Raw genomic sequence first — 23805 nt, forward strand, 5'->3', positions numbered from 1 at the left:
GCCCGCCCTCCTCCCTATGAATCAAGCGACGATGACCCTCAAATCCCTGTTGGAAGGCGAACTTGCCCAGATGGGGGATTTCATCAAGCTGCTGAAGGAAGAGCAAGGCGCCTTGACTGCCGGGGATACCGAAGCCCTGGAGGCCCTCAGCGCCACCAAGGTTGCTTTGGTGCAAACCTTGAATCGTAGCGGGGAAGCCCGTAACGTCGTGCTCAGAAGTGCGGGTCTGGAAAACGACCGCCCGGGCGTAGAGGCCTGGATTCGGGGCAACCCGAAGGATCTCGCCGTTCAGCAATTGTGGAACAGCCTCAAAGTCGCCGTGGTGGAAGCCAGGGAACTCAACCTGCTGAATGGAAAGCTGATTGCCATGCGCCTGCAGCACAATCAACAGACCCTGAGCGCCTTGCTGTCCACCTCCACCACTCCCCAGAGCAATCTCTACGGCCCCGACGGTCAACCGACCCAACTAAGTGGCCGGCGCATCATCGACGCCGCCTGAACCTCCGGTTCCGGGCTCCCCGTTCCCGGAGCAGCCCCCCCCTGCCCTCCCGCTTTACTTTACTACTCCAAGGCCCTCTATCTGGCAGGAGTCGCGATGCCCGCTGGCGAAGCAGGAGGAACACCGGCCGGCGGCGCCATGGGCGCCTGAGGAGTCGGAGCGACCACGGCAGGTTTTTCCGGCAGCATGGAATCAATCAGGATGCTGACCCGCCGGTTCCGGGCCCGCCCTTCCACCGTCTCATTCATCTCGACCGGCCGGGTTTCGCCGTAACCGATGGCTGTCAGATGGGTAGGAGCGACTCCGGCATCGACAAACAACCGCAGCACCGTGGTGGCCCGCACCGCTGACAACTCCCAGTTCGACGGAAATTGGGCGGTGCGGATGGGGATGTTGTCGGTATGTCCTTCGATGGTGATGGGGAAATCCGTCGGCGCCAGAACCTCACCGACCGCCCGCATGGCCCGGATGGAGGTCTGTTCCAGCTGGGCCTGACCTGGGGCGAAGAGAATGCTGTCGTTGATTTCGATAGTGACGCCACGGGCCGTCTCCAGCACCCTGACCTTGCCCTGCTGCACCAGGGGCGCCAGGACGGCAAAAATGTCCTTGGCCACATTGCGCATCTTGTCCCGTTGCTGCTGTTTGGCCTCGACGACCTTGGGATCTTCCTTCACCACGATCTGCTTGACCACACTGTCCGGCGTCCGCTTGGGCACGACCGTGATGGCGCCCCCATCGACGATGGAGGGGTTCTTGAAGGCAGTGATCAGGGAATCCGATAGCACCCGGTACTTGCCCTCGTTCACCGACGAGATGGCGTACATCACCACGAAGAAGGCAAACAGCAGGGTAATGAAGTCGGCGTAGGAAACGAGCCAGCGCTCCAGATTCTCATGCTCGTCCGCGTGCTTTTTATTGCGGCGTCCCATGGGATCAGCTCACGTAACCCTGGAGGCGGCTCTCGATGATGCGCGGGTTGTCGCCGTTGGCGATGCCGACCAGGCCATCCACCAGCATTTCCCGCAGGGTCACCAGGCGGGCAATATGAGCCTTCAGTTTGGTGGACATGGGAATCAGCACCAGGTTGGCCATGCCGACGCCGTAAATGGTGGCCACGAAGGCGACGGCGATACCGGCCCCCAACTTGGAGGGATCGGACAGGTTCTCCATCACGTGGATCAGACCCATCACCGCGCCGATAATGCCGATGGTCGGAGAGAAGCCGCCGGCGGATTCCCAGAACTTGGCACCGGCCTTCAGTTCCTCTTCATAGGTGCCGATTTCCACCTCCAGCACCTCCCGCAGACGTTCCGGCTCCGCACCGTCCACCAGCAGTTGCAGCCCTTTCTGGATAAACGGGTCGCGCAACTGGGCGATGAACCCCTCTAGGGCCAGCAGGCCCTCGCGGCGGGAGACATGGCTCCAGTCGGAAATGCTGTTGATCATCCAGGCGTGATTGACCGCCGGCGGCACCCACACCCACTTGAGCATCTTGAAAGCCCGGACCACGGTGGATACGGGACTCTGCAGCAGGACGGCACCGAAGGTCCCCCCCAGCACGATCATGGCGGCGGTGGGCTGCAGCAGGGAGCCGAGGTGCCCACCTTCGAGAATCTGACCCCCGATGATGGCACCAAGCCCCAGGAGCAAACCGATAATGCTTATGCTATCCATGGCGTTTTTTCTTCTTTCCTGAAGTCTCACCCAGAACCTTGGCCCGCAAGCGGGCGATGGCCTGACTATGCAGCTGACAGACGCGGGACTCGGTCACCCCCATGACTTCGCCGATTTCCCGCAGATTGAGGTCCTGCTCATAGTAGAGGGCCATCATCAATTTTTCCCGTTCCGGCAACTCGCCGATGGAAGCCACCAGGGTCTGCCGCAGGCTCTGCTCCTCGAGCAGGCGCAGGGGATCGGCATCGTGATCCGTCAGGTGGCGCTCCAGGAAGCCTTCCTCGCCCTCTTCGGTGAAGTCCTCGAAATAGAGCAGTTGGTGGCCCCGGGCTTCGCCCAGCATTTTCTGGTAATCGGCCAGGGACATGTCCATGGCTTCGGCCAACTCCTTTTCCGTCGGCACGCGACCGTGCTGCTGTTCGAGTTGGGTGATGGCTTGTTCGATGCGGCGCAGGTCCCGGCGCAATCCCCGGGGCAGCCAGTCGTTTTCCCGCAGGCCATCCAGCATGGCCCCCCGGATGCGCTGCGCCGCGTAGGTCTCGAACTGGGCGCCGTGCCCGGTCTCGAACCGGTTCATGGCATCCAGCAGACCGATCATCCCGTTCTGCACCAAATCCTCCACCTGCACACTGGAGGGCAGGCGTGCCATCAGGTGGTAAGCGATGCGCTTGACGAGAGGAGCGAAGCGCTGGACGAGCTGTTCCTTGTCGAGCTGACCAGCGGCGTTATACATATGTCGGTTGGGCTATCCGGCGTGGATAGGGCTCGGCGTAATGCGTTGGCTCAAGTGTAGCAGCTGTTGCACGAATTGTTCGAGTCCGCCCCCTTCCCTACCCGACTGGGGCCAGTGCAGCATGTCGGCCGCCAGGCCGCGCAGGCTGCGGGCCGCCGGACTGTCCGGGAACGCCGTGACCACGGGCTGGGCGAGTCGGGACGACTGGCGCAGGGCATCGTCCAGGGGGATGCAGCCGCTGTAGTCCAGGCTGACGTGCAGGCGCTGGCTGGCAACCTGGGCGATGTTGTCGAAAATCGCTTCCGCATCGGCGGCAGCCTTGACCTTGTTCACCAGGATGCGGAAGTCGCGCCGGGCGTAGCCGGTGCTCATTTTCTTGATCAGGGCATAGGCCTCGGTGATGGCGGAGCCGGTGGCAGAGAGCACGATCACCGTTTCCTGGGCCGCCAGGCCAAGGGGCGAAAAACCCAGGGGATGATCCACCGCCGTATCCACCAGGATGACGTCGGCCGGATGCTCCATCTCCGCCAGGCCTTCCACCAGGGCCTGCTTCTGGGCCAGGGAAAAACGGGAAAGCTTCTTCACGGCCCGGGCCGCCGGCAGCAGGCGCACGCCGGCACCAGCGGCGAGCAGCACCTCTTCCAGGGGCTTTTCCCGATTCACCACATGCACCAGGTCATAACGGGCCGGCACGCCGAACAGGGCCGCCTGGTTATCGGCGCCGGTATTCTCGTCCAGGATCAGGACTTCCTTGCCCTGGCGCGCCAGGGCGGCCGCCAGGTTGGCCACGGCCACGCTTTTGCCGACGCCTTCGCAGCCGGCGGCAAAACTCACCACCCGCAGTTGCTCGCGCCCGAACAGGCGGCGCAAGCCGGCCGCCTGGTCACCCCGGAATTCAGCCACGACGGCCTCCATAGGTGCCGGTCAGGCCCGCATTGGCCATCATCAGGGCCGGCTCGACGCCGGCATAGCGATGGGGAGAGGTTTCCGGCAGGTCCTTGAAGGCCCGGTGCAGCAGATAGGCCCGGTTAGGCAGGTGCAGATCTTCAGGCACGCGCTGGCCGTTGGAGACGTAGTGCAGCTTGAGGCCGTGGCGCATGATGGCATCCAGGGGCGTCGCCAGGCTGGCAGCTTCGTCCACCTTGGTCAGGATGCAGCCGGCCAGGTCTTCGCCCTGGTAGGCGGAGATGACGTCGTCCAGGGTATCGCCACGGCTGGTGGCCGACAGGCAGAGCAGGCGGCGCACGTCGCCGTTGGCGCCCATCAGCATGGAAATCTGCTCGGCCACCAGGCGGTCCTTCTGGCTCATGCCCATGGTGTCGATCAGCACCATGTGCTTGTGGGACAGTTCTTCCAGGGTATTGCGCAGATCGCCCACGTCCCGCACCAGATGCACGGAAACGCCGAGGATGCGGCCATAGATACGCAACTGCTCGTGAGCGCCGATCCGGTAGCCGTCGGTGGTGACCAGAGCCAGCTTGTCGGCACCGTGGCGCACCACGCAACGGGCGGCCAGCTTGGCGGTGGTGGTGGTCTTGCCGACCCCGGTGGGACCCACCAGGGCGTACACGCCGCCCCGGTCGATGATGTCGTTGTCGTTGCCGATGGTCAGCAGGGAACGGTCGGCAGCACCCTTGATCCAGGCCTGGGCCTGGGAGGCATCCAGTTCGGAAGGCAGTTCGGCCAGCAGTTCGCGGGAAAACTGGGGGGAGAAACCGGCATCCAGCATCTGGCGCAACATGTCCGTCTTCACCGGCTCCATGCGGGCAGTCTCGCCCCAGGCGAAACCGGCCATGTGCTGCTCGACGATTTTGCGCAGGGCGCGGATCTCTTCCATCATGACCGCAGCCGGGATTTCCTCTTCCTCGCGCACCGTGCGGGTACCGCCGGAGCGGGCGGCCATCTCGGGACGGGGCGCCGGACGCTGAGCCGGGCGGGCGACGGCCGGGATGGGGCCACTGGCGGGATTTGCAGCGGTACCACGCTGGGAAGGCTGCATTTCTGCGGCTCGGGGAGCAGGGGCAGGCCGGGCCGGTGCTGCGGCTGGTGCAGGGCGGGAGGCGCTGGAGAGGCTGACCTTGTAGTCCTCCACCGCCACCTCGTCCCGGGAGGGACCGGGCACGATCATGGCCATGTCGCGGGAAGCGACCGCCATGATTTCCACGCCGCCGGGAACGCCCCGGTTGGAGAGGATGATGGCGTCGGGACCCAAGGTCTCTTTGACCTTACGCAGGGCTTCCCGGGCATTTACGGCGATGAATTTTTTGACGTTCATGATCTACCCCCGATGAGCGAGGTGACTTTGATGATTTTGGATTCGGGAACTTCACTGTGGGCGATCACCTTGAGCTGGCTCACGGTGCGCCGCAGGAAGCGGGAAAGAAGGGTACGGATGCTGGCGGGCACCAGCAGCACCGCGGGCAGGCCCAGCTCTTCCTGACGCTGGGCGGCGGCGGCGGTCTCGCGCATCAGGGTATCGGCCAGGCCGGGCTCCAGGCTGCCTTCGCCGGAACCGGCAACGGCCTGGACCAGGATGCGTTCCAGTTGGGGGTCCAGGGACATGACCTGCATGTCGGCGGTGCCGGGATAGAGCTGCTGGATGATGCTGCGCCCCAGGGCGACGCGCACGGTGGAGGTCAGGGCCTCCGGATCTGCATTGCGGGGCGCGTGGTCGGCAAGGGTTTCGATGATGGTGCGCATGTCGCGGATATGCACGCCCTCTTCCAGCAGGTTCTGCAGCACCTTCTGCAGCGTTCCCAGAGGAATGACCTTGGGCACCAGATCCTCGGCCAGCTTGGGCATTTCCTTGGCCAGATGGTCCAGCAGCTGCTGGGTTTCCTGGCGCCCCAGGAGTTCGGCGGCATGGGACAGGATCAGGTGGTTGAGGTGAGTGGCGACCACGGTGGAGGCATCCACCACGGTGTAGCCGTAGGACTGGGCCTGCTCCCGCAGGCTGGCGTCGATCCAGACAGCCGGCAGGCCGAAGGCCGGATCCTTGGTCGGGGTTCCGGACACGGTACCGGCCACGCGGCCGGGATTGATGGCCAGGAACTGGCCGGGGAAGGCTTCGCCGCCGCCGACCTCGACCCCCTTCAGCTGGATGCGATAGGCGTTGGGACGCAGTTCCAGGTTGTCCCGGATGTGCACCGGCGGCACCAGGAAGCCCACTTCCTGGGCAAATTTCTTGCGGATGCCACGAATGCGCCGCAGCAGTTCCCCATCCTGGGACTTGTCCACCACCGGGATCAGACGGTAGCCCACTTCCAGGCCCAGCACGTCCAGCGGCGCCACGTCGTTCCAGCTGGCTTCCATGTTCTCGGGCGCCGGCGGCGCCTGCACCGGCACCGGCGCAGTCTTGACCAGCTCGGCCCGCTTGGAAAGCAGGTAACCCAAGCCACCCAACATGGCGGCAAGGAGGATGAAAACAAAGTTGGGCATACCCGGAATCAGGCCCATGATTCCGAGAATGGCGGCGGTAATCCACATCACCCGGGGATTGGCGAACATCTGGCCAAGGAACTGGCTGCTGATGTCCTGGTCATCCCCCACCCGGGTCACCACCATACCGGCAGCGATGGAAATGATCAGCGCCGGAATCTGGGCCACCAGGCCGTCGCCGATGGTCAGCAGGGTGTAGTTCTTGGCCGCTACCCCCACGTCCATGTTGTGCTGCAGGACGCCGACGATGAGGCCGCCGATGACGTTGATCAGCATGATGATGATGCCGGCCATGGCATCGCCGCGCACGAACTTGGAGGCACCGTCCATGGAACCGTAGAAATCGGCTTCGCTGGCCACCTCAGCCCGGCGGCGGCGCGCCTCGTCCTCGGCGATGAGGCCGGCGTTGAGGTCGGCGTCGATGGCCATCTGCTTGCCTGGCATGGCGTCCAGGGTGAAACGGGCCGCCACTTCGGCCACCCGGCCGGCACCCTTGGTGATGACCATGAAGTTGATGATCACCAGGATCAGGAAAACGACGATACCCACCGCCGTGTTGCCGCCCACCAGGAAGTGGCCGAAGGCTTCGATCACCTTGCCGGCGGCGTCCGGCCCCGTATGCCCCTGCAGCAGCACCACCCGGGTGGAAGCCACGTTCAGGGACAGGCGCAACAGGGTGGTCACCAGCAGGATGGTGGGGAAGACGGAGAAGTCCAGGGGCTTGAGCGTGTAGATCGCCACCAGCAGGACGATGATGGAAAGGGCGATGTTGAAGGTGAAGAAGAGGTCCAGGGCAAAGGCCGGCAGCGGCAGGACCATCATCGCCAGGATCATCAGGATCAGGACGGGTGCCGCCAGCTGGCGCGGATTGAGGCGCCCGAACAGGCCTTGCAGGGACATGGCGTTACTAGCCATTGGCCGCCTCCACCATCATGTCCTGGGGAATGGGCAGATCCCGGGGCGGCACCGGATAGCTGCCGCCGACTTCCCGATAACGGTTCAATTGATAGACGTAGGCCAGCACTTCGGCGACCGCGTTGTACAGGGCACCGGGAATTTCATCCTCAAGCTCGGCGAAGCGGTACAGCGTACGAGCCAGGGGCGGAGCCTCCAGGAGGGGCACGCCATGCTCGGCACCGATCTCCCGGATGCGCAAGGCCACGGCATCCACGCCCTTGGCCACCACTTTGGGCGCCCGCATGCCTGCGGTGTAAGCCAAAGCAACAGCAAAGTGGGTCGGGTTGGTGACGATGACATCGGCCTTGGGCACCGCGCTCATCATGCGACGCTGGGCAGCCTCGCGCTGCAGGCGGCGGATGCGTCCCTTGACCTCGGGACTACCTTCCATTTCCTTGTGTTCCTGCTTGACCTCTTCCTTGGTCATCTTCAGCTTGTCGTAGTACTGCCACAGCTGGAAGGGCACGTCGGCGGCAACGATGAGGAACATGGCCGCCACAATCAGGAGAAAACTCCAGGAAATCATGTCGCCGGCCATAGCCAGACCGGCATCCAGCGGCAGGGAGAGCAACTGGAAGAGCTGGTCCTGCTCACGCCAGATAACCCACACCGCCACGCCGCCGATGAGACCGGCCTTGGCCACGGCCTTGACCATCTCGACCAGCCCGTTCCACGAAAAAACGCGCTTGATGCCGTTCAGCGGATTGAGGCGCGTCAGATCGGGGGTAAAAGCTTTGGGGGCGAAATTCCATGCATTCAGGAGAAAGGGGGATGCCAGCGCTGCCAGCACCAATGCCAGGATCAGGGGCCAAAAAGCAACCACGGCGTCCCAGGACAAGGCTGAAAAACGGGTCAGGGCATATTCGGGATCATCCACGGCCCGTCGGTCCCACACCAGCCCCTTGCGGAACACCAGGGAAAGACGCTGCACGAACCAGCCGCCGAGGAACCATACCGTGCCGGCGGAAACGATCAGGACGAGAAAAGAGCCCAGCTCCCGGGAATGGGGAACCTGGCCCTGCTCCCGGGCCTGCTCTATGCGCCTGCCTGTTGGCGCTTCTGTTTTCTCGAGATCGCTATCTTCCGCCATGACCGGCATCCATATGGATTACGGCCATTATAGGAAAAAATCAAAAAAATTAAAGAGGTAAGCGATTTATTTTGTGAACAGTCTCAAAATTTTGCCGCTCCTCGGCAACTTTTGCCGCCCTGTAAACGACACCAGGGAGGCCAAGCCTCCCCGGTAGTACGTTGACTGCTAAGGGTTTTCAGGCGAATTCCAGCGCCCGTGCGCCGCCGCCCGGCCCCAGATCCAGATGCTGACCCAGATCCGAGAGCAGCTCCTTCATATCCAGGATCAAAACGATCTGACCATTGGACAGGGTGGTAACACCGGCCACGCCACGGGGACGGAAGTCGTCGAGGGACTTGATCACGGCATCGTCCCGGCCGGCGAAGCTGTCCACCGACAGGATGAAGCTGCGCTCCGCCGTCTGCATCAGCACCCCATACTCGGGATCCCGATCCTGGGGCCAGCCCAGCAGGCGGGCCAGGGAAATGACCGGCAGGATTTCGCCGCGCACCACCAGGGTCTCCTTGCCGCCCACTTCCTGCAGCTTGTCCTTCTCGATGGGCAGGATTTCCCGGACCATGGACAGGGGCAGTGCAAAAGGCTGATCGCCGAGCAGCACCAGCAGCACCGGCAGAATGGCCAGGGTCAGGGGCAGGGAGATGATGAAAACGGAGCCCTTGCCCGGCTCGGAACGGATCTCGATGGCACCGTTGAGCTTCTGGATGTTGGTCTTGACCACGTCCATGCCCACACCGCGGCCGGACACGTCGGAAATCTGGGATTTGGTGGAGAAGCCGGGCAGGAAGATCAGGTTCAGGCTCTGGCGTTCGTCCAGGGTATTGGCTTCCTCTTCGGAAATCAGCCCCTTCTCGATGGCCTTGGCCCGGATGCGCTCGGCGCTCATGCCGCGGCCGTCGTCGGCCACGATCAGGACGATGTGGTCACCTTCCTGGCGCGCTTCCAGGCGCACCACGGATTTCACCGGCTTGCCGGCCGCCGAACGTTCGTTGGACGGCTCCACGCCGTGGTCCACCGCATTGCGGATCAAGTGGATCAGGGGATCTGCCAGATCCTCGATCATGGTCTTGTCCACTTCGGTTTCTTCACCGGCCAGCACCAGCTCCACATCCTTGCCCAGCTGCCGCGCCAGATCGCGGGCAATCCGGGGATATTTCTGGAACAGGCGGCCGATCGGCTGCATGCGGGTCTTCATGACCGAGTTCTGCAGGTCGGACACCAGCAGATCCAGCTGGCTGACGGCCTGATCCAGGGCATGCAGGGTTTCGGCGTCGGTCTTGCCGGCCAGGATATCGGCCCGCAGGCTGGTCAGCCGGTTCTTGGTCAGGCCGATCTCGCCGGACAGGTTTAGTACCTGGTCAAGACGGGCCGTATCGACACGAATGGTGTTTTCCCGTACCGCGGCACGCTCTTCGACGCGGCGCCCCACCGGCGCGCCGCCGGCCCCCGGCTTGTCGTTGACACGACGACCGGAAGGCGGGAAATGGGGTTGCACCGGGGCTTCCGCCACCACCACTTCGGCAGCAGCAGGAACCACGGCCGCAGGTGCGGCAGGCGCCACACCGGTCACTGCCGCATGCAAGGCCTGCCAGTCGGGCTCGCCGGACTGGGCTGCCGGGGCAGCAGCAGGCGCCGCCACCGGCTCGGCAGCGACGGCTGCCGGAGCGTGGGCTTCCCCACCTTCCAGCACATGCCGCAGGGCATCCAGCATATCGTCTGGAGCAGGACGGGGCTGCACGCCGCCGGAAAGCTCGCCGAACATGTCGCGCACCCCCTTGGTGGCGGCCATGATGATATCCATGAGCTCAGGCGAGAGCTGCATTTCCCCATTGCGCAGGCGGTCGAACAGGTTCTCCGTCAGGTGGCACAGAGTCACTAGTTCGGTTGCATTGAGGAAGCCGGCACCACCCTTGATGGTGTGGAAGCCGCGGAAAATATCGTTCAACAAGCCCCGGTCATCTGGCGCCTTCTCCAGATCCACCAGTTTATTGTCCACATCGGACAGAAGGTCGTTGGCCTCCTGCAGGAAATCCTGCAGCAGGTCTTCCATTCCGGCGAAGTCGCTCATGGCGCTACTCCCTTAGAAGCCGAGGCTATCCAGCAGGTCGTCGACCTGCTGCTGGTTCACCACCACATCGGTACGGCCTTCACTGCTGATGACAGGACCGTTGAGGAGGCTGTTTACGTTTTCGTTGCGACGTGCGTCGGGAATCACATCCACCAGCACCTGCACCAGTTGGTTTTCCAGGTCCTGGGCCAGCACCACCACCTTCTTGATGACCTGGCCGGTCAGATCCTGGAAGTCCTGGGCCATCATGATTTCCAGCAACTGGTCGTTGGTGGCGGCCGCCTTCTGGGGTGCCGTGTCCCGGAGGAAGGCACGGGTTTCCGCCGCCAGCTGCTTGAATTCTTCCACCGACAGCTGGTTGGCGTACAGCTTGTCCCAGCGAGCCCCCAGGGCGCGGGAGGAAGTTTCAAGCTCATCCTGCAGCGGCTTGGCAATATCGGTTGCGTTGAGCACCCGGCACGCCGCCTGTTCGGTCAGGTTGGCAACGTAGGCCAGGCGATCGGTGGCATCGGGAATGGCATGGACCGTCTTTTCCAGGAGCTTGTCGTAACCCAGCTCATGCAAGGTGTCGTGCAGCTGCCGGGCCATGTGGCCGATTCGTTTGAAGACCCGGTCCCGTTCGTCGCCCGTCGCCTCGCCCTCACCATCCTCGGCGGCAGGAATGACTTCAACGGCAGGCTCGGCGACCGGTGCCACGGTGGCGGCAACGCTGTCAAACAGCGCCTGCAGGTCGTCGCTGTCATTGGTAGCAGCGGGGGCCGCCACCGCGGCAGGGGCTGCCGGGGCAGGAGCGGCAGCCGGCTCGGGACGAGCCGAGGCAATGCTGTCGAAGAGGGCTTCCAGATCGGCGCTGTCGCCGCTGAGATTGGCATCGCTCATGACTCAAGCCCCCATTTTTTCGAAAATCTTTTGCAGCTTTTCAGCCAGCACCGCAGCAGTGAAGGGCTTGACGATATAGCCGCTGGCGCCGGCCTGGGCCGCGGCGATGATGTTTTCCTTTTTGGCTTCCGCCGTGATCATCAGCACCGGTAGATGCTTGAGATTGGGCGTCGCGCGAATGGTCTGCAACAGGGTCAGGCCATCCATGTTCGGCATGTTCCAGTCGGAAACCACGAAGTCGAAGCCCCCCCCTTGCAGCTTCTGCAGTGCGATGGCCCCATCCTCGGCCTCATCGACGTTGGTGAATCCCAGTTCCTTGAGCAGGTTGCGGACGATGCGCCGCATGGTGGAAAAATCATCCACCACCAGGAATTTCATCTTTGGATCAGCAGACATGCTTCACTCCGTTAATTCTTATCGTTCGAGCAGGGGACGCAAGGTATCAGCCAGCACTTCGGCGTCGAACTTGGCCACATAGGAGTCCACCCCTACGGCCTTGCCCATCGCCCGGTTGGCTTCTGAAGACAAAGAGGAATGCATGACCACAGGCACGCCTTCGAAACGTGCATCCCCCTTGATGTTTTTGGTCAGGACGTAGCCGTCCATTTCCGGCATTTCCGCATCCACCAGGATCAGGCGGATTTCATCGCGCAGGCTCTTGCCCATCTGCTGGGCATGGGCGGCGATGGCCTGCAGGCGGGTCCAGGCCTCCATGCCATTGGTGGCATGCTTGTGCTTGACGCCAAGTTTGTCGAGCACTTCGGAAATCTTCTTGCGGGCCACGATGGAGTCATCCACGAAGAAGATGCTCACTTCTTCTTCGACGCGGGCCGGAGCGATGTCGATGATGATGGCCTCGCCGAAGGCATTGGCCAGAATCTGCTCCACGTCGAGGATGGACACCAGATGCCCGCCCTCCAGCTCGATGACGGCGGTGATCAGTCCCTGATTGGCGGCCAGCACGGTCTCCGGCGCCTTCACCCGCTCCCAGTCCACACGGATGATGCGATCCACCTCATGCACCAGGAAACCCAGGGTGCGCTTGGAATACTCGGCCACCATCATGGTCTTGCCCAGACCGGCGGGCGGGTTGTCCAGCTCCAGGAAAGAGGCCAGGGACAGCACCGGGATCACGTTGCCGCGCAGGGAAATCAGGCCTTCCACCCCCCGGGGCATGTTCGGGGTCTTGGTGATATGGGGCGTGCGGCCGACTTCCCGCACCTTGAACACGTTGATGCCGAAAGTCTCCCGGGTTCCCAGGGAGAACAGCAGGATTTCCATCTTGTTGGAACCCGCCAGACGGGTGCGCGCATCCACGCTTTCCAGGAGGTTCTTCTTTTCCGACATATCCATGATGGTCAGCTCCGGGCAGTATCAGGCTTCAACGGTGGCGGGAAGGGTAGCCCCCAGGCGCCGCGCCAGGGTCTCGGAAAGCTTCTGGGGCTCGAACTTGGGCACATATTCATCCACCCCGACCGATTGACCCAGCTTCTGGTTGGACATGCCGGACAGGGAGGAATGCATGATCACGGGCACACCGGCAAAGCGCGGATCGCTCTTCACCTTCTTGGTCAGGATGTAGCCATCCATTTCCGGCATTTCGATGTCGGTCAGCACCAGGCTCACCATTTCATTGACCGGACGCCCCAGGGAAACGGCATAGGCGGCCATTTTCTCCAGTTCTTCCCAGGCCTGGCGGCCGTTGATGGCAGCCACGTACTTGACGTTCATGGCCTGCAGGGTACGTTCGATCTGCTTGCGCGCCACCACCGAGTCGTCGGCAAAAAACACCGTACATTCGGGCTTGTCGATGGGGACGATGCTGCGATACATGAACTCGTCGTCGTACTTGGTGGTTTCGGACAGGACCTTTTCCACGTCCATCATCATCACCAGACGGCCATCGGCCAGTTCCGTCACGGCGGTCACCAGGCCGCCCATCTGGGCCACCAGCATCTCCGGCGGCACCCGCATCATGCCCCAGTCAAGGCGCAGGATGGTATCCACCGCCTCCACCAGGAATCCCTGGGTGTGGCCGTTGTACTCGGTGACGATCATGATGTCCCGCGGCGTGTCGGTCTGGACCCCGGCGTACTTGGCCAGATCCACCACCGGCACCAGGGCGCCGCGCAGGCTGACCATGCCTTCGACTGCAGCCGGCATGTCCGGCGCCGCCGTGATGGGCGGCGTGCGCATCACCTCGCGGACCTTGAAAACATTGATACCGAAGGTTTCCCGCCGGCCATTGCGCGAATCGGTGCCCAAGGTAAACAGCAGGATTTCCAGCTTATTGGTGCCGGCAAGTTTAGTGCGGGCGTCGATACTTTTGAGCAGTTCAGACATGACCACTACCCCTCGAATGCGGGAACGATTGTTCTTAGAGATTCTAATTGCAATGGGCCAACAATCTACCTAGGTCGTTTCCCAGGGAAACCCATCACTTTTAACGACAATATACCTATAACCTTAAGAATACATGCAAAACCATGGGAGCGGAAAGGTAGAAAGCCACAGGAAGCCCATCAGGACTCCGTCCGGTAGCCAATCCGGACACCTCCCCAATGCTTGCCCTTGATGTAAACGGGGGCGGAAATGTCGTGCATGATTTCCCCCGTGTCGCGCCGGTAGGTCTGCAGCAGGAAAGGCTGTTCATGGGAACCGCAGCGCCGCCCGACCGGGTCGTCAAACACCCGCTTGGTGCGGTTGTTGATGAAATCCACCTTTTCGTCACCGGTCAGGGGCTTGGAAAAGCGCTTGTTATGGGTCGGCACGTACCCCTTGCGATTGGTGGAAATGGCATAAACCACATGGGGATGCCGTTCCAGCAGCGGCTCCTGCAACTTTGGCAGCAACTGGTCGCACAGGGTGTCGAAGCGGGTGGAAAACTTCTGGGGCCGGGTTCCGGCGATGGGGGAGTAGTTTTCGTCGAACAGGTCCGCCAGGGAAATCTTGCCGGAATCGATGGCCTGCTCCAACAACTGGCCGACGCTGCCGGCCAGTTCCTGCACCATGGACGGCATGCTGGCGTGGACCGCCACGGACTCCTCGCCGGCGCTGCCCAGGCGGAAGACGTTGCCGATTTCCTTCAGATTCGTCGCCAGGTATTCCAGCTGACGGGCTTCCTGCAAGGTGAGCTCGGCGGCGGCACTGTTCGACTGGGCCATTTCCATGATCTGGGCCACATGGGAGGCGATGTCCTGACCGGCCTGGCTCTGTTGTTCGATGGCCCCGGCGATGGCATCCACCTTTTCCATGGTCTCCTGGGCGCCGCCATTGATGCGGGTGAGGGAGTCTGCCGCCTGGCGGGCAAGATCGGCGCCGCTCTGGGCCTGACCGGTACCGGCCTCGATGCTGGTGATGGCGGTGGCGGTTTCCTCCTGGATGGAACCGATGACGCTGCTGATCTCGCCCGTCGCCAGGGACGTCCGCTCGGCCAGCTTGCGCACTTCGTCGGCCACCACGGCAAAACCGCGCCCCGCCTCGCCGGCCCGGGCCGCCTCGATGGCCGCATTGAGGGCCAGGAGGTTGGTCTGGTCAGCGATTTCCCGGATGGTCTGGACGATCCCGGAAATCGCCTTGGAGCGGTCACCCAGGGCTCGCACCACCTCGGCGGAATGGGTCACCGACTCGGCGATCTTCTCCATTTCCCGGGAGGCATCATTGACGATGCCCACCCCCTCGCCGGACAACTCGCTGGCAAACTGGGCAATGGACGAGGTCTCGTGGGCCCGCTGGCTGACCTCGTGCATATTGCTCGACAGCACATCCACGGCTGCTGCGGTGGCCTGGGCGGCATCATGCTGCTGAGTGGAGCCGGCAGCGACCCGGTTGGCCTCCTCCAGAACCTGGCGGGAGGCCTTGGCCACCTCGACCGCATTGAAGATCACCTTGCCGATGATGGTATGGATGCTGGCCACCAGGCGATTGAAGGAGGCGGAAGTCTCGGCCACATCGCCCTTGCCGGCCACCGGCACCCGTTTGGTCAGGTCGCCGTCGGCATACATGGTTTCGATCCCCTGACGCAGCACCCGCATGGGGCGCAGGAACAGGGCATCCATCACCGCCCCCAGCGCCAGGGACGTTCCCAGGGCCAGCAGCAGCATGGTCCCCGCCGCCGCCCAACCACCGCCGAGAGCCCCCCAACTCCACGCCCCCGATCCGAGAGCTGCCAGCATCACCACCAGGGCGATCGCCCGCCATGTCCAAACGGCACTCATCTTGTCTCCATCCCCTGGTTTTCCCAGTGTCTATAAGTATCTTCGGCTTACTGTCGGTCCCCGGCGTAGCCAAAGTCAGTCATATCATAATACGCGATGACCTCGTTACCCGGTGCGCAATAGTGCAGGGCGCTGCACAGGGAATGGACCAGGCGGATGCCCCGGCCATGGGGAACCTTGCCGCTACATTCGCTTTCCAGACTGGCCATGAAGGCGGCGTGATCGAAACCGGGGCCGGAGTCCCGCACCCGCATCACCAGCTCCGTGCGGCCACCGCGATGCTGCTGGGTCACTTCGAGGTCCACCGTGCCGTCGCGCAAAGCGGCCAGACGCCGCCCCCGCTCCTCCAGGTAGCGCTCGAACCCCTGGCTCTGGGCCTTGAGGCCCGAATCCAGGCCGAGCACCCCATGGTCCAGGGCGTTGTTGTACAGCTCGGAGAGGATGAGGAAGATGTGGCTGCCATGGTCCTTGTCCCGGTTGAACTGGCTCAACACCCCCATCAGGGTCGGCACCGGGTCCAGGTTGCGAATGTCGTCGGCGGAGAGGGACATGGTGACCTGCCAGGAACCGGAGTGGCGCAGCACCCGGGGAGTTCCGCCACCAATGCGGGGGCTGCGGGCCGTCTGGTGGTAGCAATGCACCAGCATCAGGGACAGGTCGTCCTGGGCGCCGCGACCGGCCAGATGGGCATCCAGGGCCCCCACCACGCCGGCCAGGCGCTCTTCCCGTTCCTGGCTGAGCAGGGCATTGAGCAGGCGCTCCCGGCCGAAGGGCGTACCGCTGCCGTTTTCCGCCTCCACCACACCGTCCGAGTAGATCACCAGCTGCTTCGGCTCCTCGATGAAATGCACCTCGGTGGAGGCATCGAAGTCCTCGTCGGCGAGAATGCCCAGGGGCAGATGGGCCTTGGCAAAAGTGATGCTGGACAGCAGCCCCTGGCTGTTCACCAGGAACGGCGGAGGATTGCCCCCATTCCACACCTGGATCGAACCGCTGGCCGAATCCACGGCGGCCAGGGTGGCGGCGACGAAACGCCCCACGGGCAGCAGTTCGGCCACCTTGCGGTTCATCTCCCGGGCGATGGCATCGATGCCGAAACCCTTTTCGGTCATGCGGTAGAAGGGCTGGGTCACCGGCATCACCGCCAGGGAAGCGGCCAGACCGTGGCCGGTGGCATCGGCCAGAAGAACATGCAGGATGCCTCCAGGGGTACGGGCGGCGGCGATGAGATCGCCGCTGTAGGTTTCCGCCGGCCGCATCCAGTGGCTGACGGCCAGATCCCCCAGCAGTTCGGCATTGACCAGGCGATGCATCAGGTGCAGGGCGACGCTCTTCTCCTCCTCCACCTGGTCCCGATAGCGCTGCAGCAGCCGCTCCCGGGCCTGGGCCTCACGCTGCAGGTGCAGGCGCTGCTGGAAGACGCCCAGCTTGGCCTGCAGCACCGGGCGGCTGATGGGCTTGTGGATGAAGTCGTCGGCACCGGCCTGGTAGGCCTCCACCAGGGAGCTTTCGCTCTGGGTGCCGCTCATGAAGAGCACCGGCAGCCAGTGGGGGTGCTCCCGGGACTTGAGCTGGCGTGTCAGTTCGCAACCGCACATGCCCGGCAGGGAAATGTCCGTCACCACCAGATCGGGACGGAAGCTGGCGTACAGGGCCAGGGCCTCTTCGCCGCTGCGGGCGACGCTGACCCGGTGGCCGAAACGTTCCAGCTCGAGCTGGGTCAGTTCGGCATCGAGGGGATCATCCTCCACCAGGAGGATGGCGAGCGCGGGAACAGCAATGGGGCCGGCTACCGCTTTCATGGCCCCGAACGGCATCAGGAGATTTTGAACAACTTGCCGAAGTTGGCGATATCCAGCACCTGCCGCACGTTGCCCTGACAGTTGGCCAGGGAGACGGCCTTGTTTTCCAGGGCCACCTTGTCGCGCAGCAGGAGCAGCATGCCCAGGGCCGAACTATCCAGATAATCGACGCCGCCCAGATCGACCACGAATTCCTTCAGGTCGCCACGGCCGAGAAGATTCTCGTAGGCAGCGCGGAATTCCCGGTGGGAATTGAAATCGAAGCGGCCGGAAAGCTTTACCACGGCCCGGCCATTGTCCTGCTCAACACTGGTATGCATACCACTCCCTTATCAATTATTCGTGTCTTGGCACTGCGGCCTATTATCTATGGAGCCGCAAGCGGCGGCTAGCGCCCCAGGCCGGCCAACACCCGGCGCGACATTTCGTCGAGGCTGACCACCTCGTCCACCGCACCGATCTGGGCGGCTTCCCGGGGCATGCCGTAGACCACGCAGCTGGCTTCGTCCTGGCCGTAGGTGCGGGCTCCGGCCTGATGCATGGCCAGCAGGCCCTGGGCACCGTCCTTGCCCATGCCGGTGAGGATCACCCCGAGGGCGTTGCGCCCCACCAGCTGGGCGGCAGAGTGGAACAGCACATCGACCGCCGGCCGGTGCCGGTTCACGGGCGGGGTCTGCAACAGTTCGGTCACCAGACCAGAGGCGGTCTTGCGTACCTGCAGGTGGGAATGGCCGGGGGCGATATAGACGGTTCCGGCCTCCACCTTTTCATTGCCCTTGGATTCAATGACCCGGGGCGCGCACAGGCTGTCGAGGCGCTTGGCGAAGGAGGCGGTGAAGGTCTCGGGCATGTGCTGCACCACCAGGATGGGTGGGCAATCGGCCGGCATGCCCAGCAGGAAATGCTTGAGGGCCTCGGTGCCGCCGGTGGAGGCGCCGACGAAAATGATCTTGTTGGTGGTCACGCCCCGGGGCACGGAGGGTACGGGCTGGGCTGCGGCCGGCGGCTTGCGCAGGCGCGCCCCCTTGGCCGCCCGGATCTTCTCCGCCAGTTCCTGGGCGTAGTCGTCCAGGGAATGGCCGGGCTCCACCCGGGGCTTGCCGATGAATTCGACGGCGCCCAGTTCCAGGGCCTTGAGGGTGGTATCGGAACCGGCCTCGGTATAGGAGGAGACCATCACCACCGGCATGGGCCGCAGGCGCATCAGGCGCTCGAGGAACTCCAGGCCGTCCATTTTCGGCATGGCCACGTCCAGCGTCAGCACGTCCGGATTGACGGTCTTGATCATCTCCCGGGCCGTCGGCGCGTCGGGAGCGGCTCCCACGACCTCCAGGTCGGGCTGGGAATTGATGAATTCGGTGAGCAGCTTGCGCATCACCGCCGAATCGTCGATTACGAGTACACGGATAGGCATGGCGGGTCAGGTAAAGAGTTCGATGTCCCCTTCCACCTTCGCTTGGCCCAGACGGGACTGGTACTCCTTTTCGCGGGTGAACAGGGTGTCGTTGTGGACCCGGTGCAGTTTCTTCACCAGGACCTTGCCGGTCTGGGGAAAGTAATAGACCTTCCGGGGATAGGAATCGAGCAGGTCCTTGGCAACCACGGGTATTTTTTCGGTCTTCAGGAAATTCAGCACGAACTCCGCATTGCGGGCGCCGACCTGGGTGGACGCCAGGCTGGAAAGGACCGCCCCGCCACCGAAGACCTTGGCCTCGAGGCGGCCGCGACGGGCGCCCAGCTTGAGCAGATGGTTGATCAGCACTTCCATGGCGTAGGTGCCGTAGCGGGCCGAGGTGCTGACCATGCCCTCGCCGCCCGCTTCGGGCAGCATGAAATGGTTCATGCCGCCGATCCCGGAATCGCCGTCGCGGATACAGGCGGCGACGCAGGAGCCGAGCACGGTCACCAGCAGCATGTCGTCCCGGGCCACGAAATATTCGCCGGGCAGGATCTTGGCCGCCGGCCGCTCGAAGCTCCGGTCGAAATAGCGATTGGTCGCCAGGTGCTCCACATACTCGGCACCGCCGGCGGCCGCAGCCAGGTCATCCCGGCTTTCGCGCCAGCTCATAGACCGTCTTTCCGAGGGAACGGAACAAGTCCGCAGCATGCAGGAAGCTCTCGGAATGGCCGGCGAACATCAGGCCCTCCGGGTTCAGCATGGGCGCAAAACGGGAAAGAATCTTGTACTGGGTCGGCTTGTCGAAATAGATCATGACGTTGCGACAGAAGATCACATCCAGGGGGCCGCGCACGGACCAGCTGGGGTCCAGCAGGTTGAGGCGCTGGAAGGTGATCATACGGCGCAGTTCCGGCCGCACGCAGACGTAGCCCTCCTGGTTGCCGGTGCCCTTGAGGAAGAAGCGCTTGACCTGCTCCGGGGACATTTTCTCCACCCGGTCGGCAGCATAGACGCCCTTGTCGGCCGTGGCCAGGACGTTGGTATCCAGATCGGAGGCGATGATGGAAACATTGCTCGCCGCGTTGCCCAGGGCCTCCTGCACGGTCATGGCGATGGAATAGGGTTCCTCGCCGGTGGAGGCGGCACAGCACCAGATCTTCAGGGGCCGCTTGCCGGCGTGCTTCTTCAGGTAATCGGCCAGGATGGGGAAATGGTGGGGTTCCCGGAAGAAGGAGGTGAGATTGGTCGTCAGGGAATTGACGAACTTCTCCCACTCCTGGGAATCGCTGTTCTTTTCCAGCCGGTCCAGATAGTCGCTGAAGGACTTGATGCCGGTGGCACGCAGGCGGCGGGCCAGGCGGGAATAAACCATGTCCTGCTTGACCGGCGACAGGGAGATGCCCGCATGCTTGTAGATGAGCTTGCGGACCCGCTCGAAATCGGTGCTGGTGAAGACGAATTCCCGGGTGGCCGGGGCTGCCGCCGGCGGCAGGTTGAACAGGGGGCGCTTGGCATCGGTCATGGCTGACACTTCCTTGCTCGGAGAAGCTCCCGGCAACAAGGGCCGGGAGCGGGCTGGGCGGATGGAAAGGGCTTAGAACTCTTCCCACTCGTCATCGAGGGAGGCCGGCAGATTGACGGGCTTGCCGCCGAACTTGGGCGACGGCACCCGCACTTCCTGCTGCAGATGGGGAATGGCGGCCTGCGCCTGCCCCATGGCCGGGCTCGGGCCGGCGTGGCGGCCTGCCGGCGCCTCGTGGCCGAGGCGGAACACGGAAACCGCCTCCATCAGGCCGTGGGCCTGCTCCTCCAGGCTTTCGGCGGCAGCAGCAGCCTCTTCCACCAGGGCGGCGTTCTGCTGGGTGACTTCGTCCATCTGGCTCACCGCCAGGCCCACCTGCTCGATGCCGGCGCTCTGTTCCCGGCTGGCCTCGGCGATATCGGCCATGATCTTGGCGACGCGCTTGATGGAGGTCACCACCTCTTCCATGGTGCGGCCGGCGGAATCCACCAGGCGGGAGCCGTTCTCCACCTTCTCCACGGAATCGGAGATCAGGGCCTTGATTTCCTTGGCGGCGGCGGCGCTGCGCTGGGCCAGGTTGCGCACCTCGGTGGCGACCACGGCAAAACCGCGGCCCTGCTCGCCGGCCCGGGCCGCTTCGACGGCCGCGTTGAGGGCCAGGATGTTGGTCTGGAAGGCGATGCCGTCAATGACGCCGATGATGTCGGCGATCTTGCTGGAGGAGTGGTGGATGGCGCCCATGGTCTGCACCACCTGCTCCACCACCTCGCCGCCCTTCACTGCCACCTGCTGGGCGCCGCTGGCCAGCTCGTTGGCGGTACGGGCATTGTCCGCATTCTGCTTCACCGTGCTGGTCAGCTGCTCCATGGAGGAGGCGGTCTCTTCCAGGCTGGAGGCCTGCTCCTCGGTGCGGGAGGAGAGGTCGGTGTTGCCGGAGGCGATTTCCTGGGCTGCCGTGTTGATGGCCTCGGTGGCGCCCTTGATGCGCTCGACGATTTCCTTGAGCTGCTCGACGGTGCTGTTGGCATCGTTCTTCAGCTGGCCGAAGGTGCCGGCATAGTCGGCCTCGATGCGGCTGGTGAGGTCGCCCTGGGACATGGCGTTGAGCATGCGGGCCACGTCGTCCAGGCCCTTCTGGCTGGTTTCCAGAAGACGGTTGATACCCTCGGAAAGCTGGCGGAAGAAGCCGTCCTTGCCCTCCAGCACCAGACGCCGGGTGAAGTCGCCGTTGGCGGCACCGTTCACGATGTCGGCCACCTCGGCCTCCACCGCCACTTCGGCGGTCCGGTCCAGCCATTCCACGGCGGAGCCGAGGCGGATGCCGCGCTCGTTCACCACCGGGGTCACGGTCAGGGAGAAGGTGCGGCCGCCCAGGTGCACGGTGGCGCGGTGGGAGCCGCTGAGGCGCGACAGCAGCCCGCGCTGGTGGGCCGGGTTCTTGTGGAAGACGTCGATGTTGGAACCGAGCAGGGTGGCGGCGCGGAAGTCGGGCAGGTCGCGGCGGATGTCGTCCTCCACTCGGCGGAACATGTCTTCCACCGCCTTGTTCATGTAGATGATGTTGTGCTGGTCGTCCGCCACCATGACGTTGGTGGCCACGTTGTCCAGGCCGATCTTGATGCGCAGGTTCTCGTTGGCGATGCGCTGGGCCTCGGCCACATCGAAGCCCAGCTTGATCTGCATGGCCTGGATGCCCTGCAGCAGGCGGCCCATCTCGTCGTTGCGGGTGATGTCCACCTGGTGGTTGTAGCGGCCCTGGCTGACTGCGCCGAAGGCGGCCTGGGCATCGGCCAGGGAGCGCAGGATGCCGCCGGAAAGGCGCCAGGCGATGAAGGTCAGCAGCACGATGACCAGCACGATGGCGCCGACGATGGTGCCGGTGGTGGTGGCCTTCAGGTCATCGGCAGCCTGGGCGTCCTTGCGCGCCTGGTCGGCGTGGTACTGGTAGAGGGCGTCGGTCTTGGCGGAGACCTCGTCGTAGAGCGGATTAATCTTCTCCGAAAGGATGCGCTGGGCTTCGGCGAAATGGCCTTCGTTGAGGGCGTCCCGGGCCGGGTTGATGCCCTCGTCCACATAACGCTTGCGGGCGATGAAGTAGGCTTCGGCCAGGGCCTTGTGCTCGTCGCTGCGGATGCTCTGCTGGTAGCGCTGCCAGATGGCCGTCAGCTCTTCCCGGTTCTTGGCGATGATGTCGGTGTGGGCCGTCACCGGATGCTCGTGGCTGGCCGCATTGCTGGTGCCCGGCTCATGCTGCAGGCCGAGCAGCACCTGGGCCCGGTTGTCCGCCACCAGCTTGCCGATGCGGGCCAGACCCTGGACCGGCTGCAGGCGGTCGGTGAAGGCCCGCTCCAGGCTCTCGTTGGTGTTGTTCAGGGCATACAGGCCCAGCACGCCGACCACCACGGCAAACAGGACTGCCAGGCCGAAACCCAGGCCCAGACGGGTGGCCAGGGACAGGCTGGCAAAACGGTCGCCCAGGCTGGGGCCGCCGCGCACCACCTTGCCGCAGAGGATGCGCAGGGAGCCGGCCCGGTTCTCGCGGAACAGGCGGTAGGCATTTTCCGCCGCTTCCACCTGGTCCCGGGAGGGCTTGCGGCGCACCGACATGTAGCCGACCACCTGGTCGTTTTCCCGGATCGGCGTGGCATTGGCCTCGACCCAGTAGTGGTCCCCGTTCTTGCAGCGGTTCTTCACCAGGCCGGTCCACGGCCGTCCCGCCTTGAGGTGGGTCCACATGTCCGCATAGGCTTCGGACGGCATATCCGGGTGGCGCACGATGTTGTGGGGCTCGCCGATCAACTCGGCCTCGGTGAAGCCGCTGATCTCGATGAAATCCCGGTTGATGTAGGTGATCTGACCCTTGAGATCGGTCTTGGAGACGATCAGGGTGTCATCCCGCAGGGGCACTTCCACATTGGTGACCGGCAGATTGGTGCGCATGTTGGTCTCTCCGTCTGTTCCGGCCACCGCTTCCGGCGGCCAAGCAATTTTCTCTGTCTGGGTGCCTGTCTCAGGCCAGGGCGGCCACGTCGTCCATCAGTTCCATGTCCCGGGTGCTCATCAGCTGCTCGATGTCGGTGACGATCAGCATGCGTCCTTCCACCGAGGCCAGGCCCAGGATGAAGCGGGTATCGAAACTGGCGGAAAAATCCGGGGCGGGGCGAATCTGGGGCGGGGTCAGGGCGATGACGTCGGAGACGCTGTCCACCACGATGCCCACCACCCGGCTCATCACGTTGAGGATGATGACCACGGTGAAGGGGGTGTATTCGATCTTGGGCTGCTTGAACTTGATGCGCAGATCGACGATGGGCACGATCAGGCCCCGCAGGTTGATGACGCCCTTGATGAATTCGGGCGCATTGGCGATCCGCGTCACCATGTCGTAGCCGCGGATTTCCTGGACCTTGAGGATATCGATGGCGTATTCCTCCTGGCCCAGGGTGAAGGTCAGGAATTCGCTGGCCACCTGGTCTTCGTCGGTGGCCCCATTGCCGGCATTGTAGTTTTCCACTGTCTCGCTCCTT

21 protein-coding genes are annotated in these 23805 nt (G+C 63.7%); 1 reads left to right on the top strand and 20 read right to left on the bottom strand.

Annotation, left to right across the window (positions count from 1 at the left end; all coding sequences use genetic code 11):
- The first annotated feature begins 31 nt into the window (after positions 1–31).
- Positions 32–499: a flagella synthesis protein FlgN gene (locus tag EV678_RS13995; RefSeq protein ID WP_165397534.1), complete on the top strand. Its 468-nt coding sequence runs from the start codon at positions 32–34 to the stop codon at positions 497–499.
- Between the two features lie 77 nt (positions 500–576).
- Here the strand turns inward: EV678_RS13995 and motD are convergent, their stop codons facing one another.
- The 20 genes from motD to EV678_RS14095 form a co-directional block, all read right to left on the bottom strand.
- Entirely contained in the window at positions 577–1428 is an 852-nt protein-coding gene (motD, locus tag EV678_RS14000) for a flagellar motor protein MotD (RefSeq protein WP_014236812.1), read from the bottom strand.
- Between the two features lie 4 nt (positions 1429–1432).
- Positions 1433–2173, bottom strand: coding sequence for a flagellar motor protein (locus EV678_RS14005; RefSeq protein WP_014236811.1), 741 nt, complete (start codon positions 2171–2173; stop codon positions 1433–1435).
- Positions 2166–2906: an RNA polymerase sigma factor FliA gene (locus EV678_RS14010; RefSeq protein ID WP_130459969.1), complete on the bottom strand. Its 741-nt coding sequence runs from the start codon at positions 2904–2906 to the stop codon at positions 2166–2168. Before EV678_RS14010 ends, EV678_RS14005 begins: the two co-directional genes overlap by 8 nt.
- Positions 2907–2918: 12 nt before the next feature.
- Positions 2919–3809 (bottom strand): MinD/ParA family ATP-binding protein, encoded by an 891-nt coding sequence (locus tag EV678_RS14015; protein ID WP_130459970.1) that lies wholly within the window; start codon positions 3807–3809, stop codon positions 2919–2921.
- Positions 3802–5181, bottom strand: coding sequence for a flagellar biosynthesis protein FlhF (gene flhF, locus EV678_RS14020; protein WP_130459971.1), 1380 nt, complete (start codon positions 5179–5181; stop codon positions 3802–3804). The genes EV678_RS14015 and flhF overlap by 8 nt, the downstream gene beginning before the upstream one ends.
- Positions 5178–7259 carry a flagellar biosynthesis protein FlhA gene (flhA, locus tag EV678_RS14025; protein WP_014236807.1) on the bottom strand — a complete coding sequence of 694 codons (2082 nt, stop codon included), beginning with the start codon at positions 7257–7259 and terminating at the stop codon, positions 5178–5180. Before flhA ends, flhF begins: the two co-directional genes overlap by 4 nt.
- Entirely contained in the window at positions 7252–8391 is a 1140-nt protein-coding gene (gene flhB, locus EV678_RS14030) for a flagellar biosynthesis protein FlhB (protein ID WP_014236806.1), read from the bottom strand. Before flhB ends, flhA begins: the two co-directional genes overlap by 8 nt.
- 178 nt (positions 8392–8569) lie before the next feature.
- Positions 8570–10459 carry a chemotaxis protein CheA gene (locus EV678_RS14035; protein WP_014236805.1) on the bottom strand — a complete coding sequence of 630 codons (1890 nt, stop codon included), beginning with the start codon at positions 10457–10459 and terminating at the stop codon, positions 8570–8572.
- A 12-nt stretch (positions 10460–10471) separates the two neighbouring features.
- Positions 10472–11338 carry a protein phosphatase CheZ gene (gene cheZ / locus EV678_RS14040; RefSeq protein ID WP_130459972.1) on the bottom strand — a complete coding sequence of 289 codons (867 nt, stop codon included), beginning with the start codon at positions 11336–11338 and terminating at the stop codon, positions 10472–10474.
- 3 nt (positions 11339–11341) lie between these two features.
- The gene (gene cheY, locus EV678_RS14045; protein ID WP_014236803.1) at positions 11342–11734 is read right to left on the bottom strand and encodes a chemotaxis response regulator CheY; all 393 of its coding nucleotides are present in this window, start codon (positions 11732–11734) and stop codon (positions 11342–11344) included.
- A gap of 18 nt (positions 11735–11752) precedes the next feature.
- The gene (locus EV678_RS14050; protein WP_014236802.1) at positions 11753–12691 is read right to left on the bottom strand and encodes a chemotaxis protein; all 939 of its coding nucleotides are present in this window, start codon (positions 12689–12691) and stop codon (positions 11753–11755) included.
- A gap of 21 nt (positions 12692–12712) precedes the next feature.
- Complete coding sequence (locus EV678_RS14055) at positions 12713–13681, bottom strand: chemotaxis protein (RefSeq protein ID WP_014236801.1); 969 nt, start codon at positions 13679–13681, stop codon at positions 12713–12715.
- Positions 13682–13860: 179 nt separating this feature from the next.
- The gene (locus EV678_RS14060; protein WP_014236800.1) at positions 13861–15441 is read right to left on the bottom strand and encodes a methyl-accepting chemotaxis protein; all 1581 of its coding nucleotides are present in this window, start codon (positions 15439–15441) and stop codon (positions 13861–13863) included.
- A 161-nt stretch (positions 15442–15602) separates the two neighbouring features.
- Positions 15603–17357 (bottom strand): ATP-binding SpoIIE family protein phosphatase, encoded by a 1755-nt coding sequence (locus EV678_RS14065; RefSeq protein WP_165397535.1) that lies wholly within the window; start codon positions 17355–17357, stop codon positions 15603–15605.
- A 14-nt stretch (positions 17358–17371) separates the two neighbouring features.
- Positions 17372–17677 (bottom strand): STAS domain-containing protein, encoded by a 306-nt coding sequence (locus EV678_RS14070; protein WP_014236798.1) that lies wholly within the window; start codon positions 17675–17677, stop codon positions 17372–17374.
- Positions 17678–17745: 68 nt separating this feature from the next.
- Complete coding sequence (locus tag EV678_RS14075) at positions 17746–18771, bottom strand: protein-glutamate methylesterase/protein-glutamine glutaminase (protein WP_014236797.1); 1026 nt, start codon at positions 18769–18771, stop codon at positions 17746–17748.
- A 6-nt stretch (positions 18772–18777) separates the two neighbouring features.
- Positions 18778–19425, bottom strand: a complete 648-nt coding sequence (gene cheD, locus EV678_RS14080) for a chemoreceptor glutamine deamidase CheD (RefSeq protein ID WP_130459974.1) — start codon at positions 19423–19425, stop codon at positions 18778–18780.
- Positions 19400–20278: a CheR family methyltransferase gene (locus EV678_RS14085; RefSeq protein ID WP_130459975.1), complete on the bottom strand. Its 879-nt coding sequence runs from the start codon at positions 20276–20278 to the stop codon at positions 19400–19402. The genes cheD and EV678_RS14085 overlap by 26 nt, the downstream gene beginning before the upstream one ends.
- 72 nt (positions 20279–20350) lie before the next feature.
- Positions 20351–23218, bottom strand: a complete 2868-nt coding sequence (locus tag EV678_RS16560) for a methyl-accepting chemotaxis protein (protein WP_014236794.1) — start codon at positions 23216–23218, stop codon at positions 20351–20353.
- A gap of 70 nt (positions 23219–23288) precedes the next feature.
- Positions 23289–23792: a chemotaxis protein CheW gene (locus tag EV678_RS14095; RefSeq protein ID WP_130459976.1), complete on the bottom strand. Its 504-nt coding sequence runs from the start codon at positions 23790–23792 to the stop codon at positions 23289–23291.
- Positions 23793–23805 lie beyond the last annotated feature (13 nt).

This window comes from Azospira oryzae (assembly GCF_004217225.1).
GTDB classification, from domain to species: Bacteria; Pseudomonadota; Gammaproteobacteria; order Burkholderiales; family Rhodocyclaceae; genus Azospira; species Azospira oryzae.